Below are 2,449 nucleotides of genomic sequence, written 5' to 3'. Positions count from 1 at the left end.
CCTAATCGCATATAGCCGTGATCGCCAGTGCTGTCGTTTACCAAAAAGATGTAATAAGTGTTCTCTTTTGGCTTTCTGCTGGTTGTAAATTTAGCGATGACTGCGCTTTGTTCAGGGCTATAGGTAGAAAGGTCGCCAAACTCGTTTTCTGTGGGCAAAGTGCCGTTTTTGAGTTGGTCGCTAATATCAAAAGGTTCAATATGTCAAAGAACGTGAAAAAAATTAATCTAAACATTCTAAATCCTCTATATTGTAATAACAAAGATTTATTAGAAAGGTATCTTTATTATTCTTATACATATCCTTAAATGTTTGGTAGATAATTTCTTTACTATAATTACTAAAAGTTGAATTAATAAACTTTATATTGTTAGCTTGGATTAGTAAATAAGTGTGTTGTGTAAAATAGTCCTCAACAAAAATTTTACACGGTTTGCAGTTGATTTTATTAGCGTATTTTAACTGAATTTTATTTGTGTTTAGGGGGTCAATTGCTATAAAAGAGTTCCCGTTGAGTTTATAAATTATATTTTCTTTGTAATCAAAATACTCTTTAAAATTAAAGTTTATAAATATATTCTTTTTAAAAAATAAGTATTTAAAAAAGGTTAAGTCACTATTTCTTACAGTTTCACCCTCATTAGTTCTAAACCAAATAAATGTTACATTTTCTTTATCATCTTTTTGCAAACGAAGTTTACCTTCTTTTAAAAGATGGTAAATCCTATTATCTTTTTTCTGCATTACTTTTAAAAAAGTTTCATATAAGGGATTGCCTCCTTGACTTGCATAAAGATCATTATAATTTCTGTATAATAAACTATTTTCTATATAAATAACATTAAATTGTACATCTAAGAATTCAATATATTTAACTATGAAAAAAGCTATTATTAATATAATAGAGCTATATGTAATTATTCTTTTCTTCATTTTTTCACCTTCCTAAGGATTAGATTATAAAAATTAGTTTTATGGATCTTATCATATTCTTTTATCACATTCTCTTTAGTCTCATTCTTGTTTTTGATATAATAGTATTTCCAAACTAAATCAATATCATCTTTTGAACTGAAAATTAATTTCGCTGTATAAATATTTTTGTCATTTAGGAACCATATTTGGTTTGTCTCTTTTGCGTTATAGGTTAAATTACCTGCTTTTAGTTCGACACAGCATATATTAAATTCTTCTTTAGGTTTTATCTTAATCTCTCCTGTATAGTTTATTTTTTTTCCATTAATCACTATAGCATCTGCATATGAATAGGTGTTATAAAAACCTAATGCTTCCATAGAAGATTTATAAGTTCTTCTTGGTATTTGCTCATATATCTTTTCAAAATAACCATTTTTACTTCTGATTTCAATCTTTTTCTCTAATCCCAAACAGATATTAACTTTTATTGCTTCTGTAGAAGCTACACCTGTACGAAAGTATTCTTCCCACTTCTTTATTGAATTTTCAGCTTCCTTTCTCCCAACATTTTGAGCTATCTGAACTAATGCATCAAGAAAAAGTTTAGGATTTTGACAATCAGGACAATTAGCAATAAAATCATCTATTAACTTTCTAATTTCATCTTCCTTTTTTAAAAGTTTTTCTATTGTTTCAGTTTGTCTCGCATTAATCTTTTTTGTATTCTCTAAGTCTTTTTTGCTAACACTATTTCCTGCAAAACTCTTTTGCTGTTGAAGTTCCTTCAGTTCATTAACTTCTTCTTTTGTTATTAAAGGGTGTTTCTCTGTAAAACTTTCTACATCATTATAAACCGATAATGTTTTCTCCCATTGAGATATATTTTCTTTAGTTTTTTTGTCATACTCTTCTTTGTCTATTTTATTTTCAGAAAGCTGTTTTTCTAACTTTTCTTGATTCTGAACTATCTCCTCTTGTTGCTTGCCTACATTCTTTAATGAATTTATAGCATCATTAAGTGTTTTAATAATAGGCACTTCCACCACATTCCTCTCCGTCTCATCATAAGTGGTTACGAGTTTTCCCTCTATGAGTTGCCGTTCGGTGTTGAGCTTGATGCCGTTAAACACTACCCTTATTTTAGTGTCTTGCAAATAAGGTACTTTCACATAGCCTTCACCTGAGTATACGCCATTGTTACCCGTAGCGTTGAGTACCGTTACCGGGAAATCACCTGCTGTAAAGGTCGTGTTAGGATACAGATTGTCCTGTAGTGGGTTAGTGTTCTTGATGCGTATTTCGGGTTTTACCCCACATTGCACTTGGCTCTTTTCGTCTATCTGCTCGGTGGTAGTAAACTCCTGTTCGGTGCTATACATATAGCTCTCTTCACCAAATACCGAGCTACTATGGGCTGTTTCTAAGCCACAAGCTACTCCCACTTTGTAGATGTAGGTACGTCCTCGTTTGAGTCCTGTAACTTTGGTATAGGGCATACTCCCCTTTTGCGATTTCCACGTCTTGCCCTTCT

Annotated in this window: 1 protein-coding gene and 1 pseudogene; both read right to left on the bottom strand. The window is 31.2% G+C overall.

The window, feature by feature from the left end; translation table 11 throughout:
• Positions 1-222: 222 nt before the first annotated feature.
• Positions 223-933: a hypothetical protein gene (locus HMPREF1321_RS06440; protein ID WP_009421874.1), complete on the bottom strand. Its 711-nt coding sequence runs from the start codon at positions 931-933 to the stop codon at positions 223-225.
• Positions 930-2,449: pseudogene (locus HMPREF1321_RS12020) on the bottom strand (hypothetical protein); the annotation flags it as partial. The pseudogene HMPREF1321_RS12020 and the gene HMPREF1321_RS06440, both read right to left, overlap by 4 nt.

Origin of the sequence: Capnocytophaga sp. oral taxon 412 str. F0487 (genome assembly GCF_000271925.1) — a bacterium.
Classification (GTDB): Bacteria; Bacteroidota; Bacteroidia; order Flavobacteriales; family Flavobacteriaceae; genus Capnocytophaga; species Capnocytophaga ochracea.
The sequence above is the reverse complement of the archived record's forward strand: the minus strand, read 5'-3'. Positions and strand labels throughout refer to the sequence as shown.

Bases quoted from the DNA above. Each gene is read 5' to 3' on its own strand.
- HMPREF1321_RS06440 (WP_009421874.1), bottom strand. From the start codon at position 933: ATGAAGAAAAGAATAATTACATATAGCTCTATTATATTAATAATAGCT.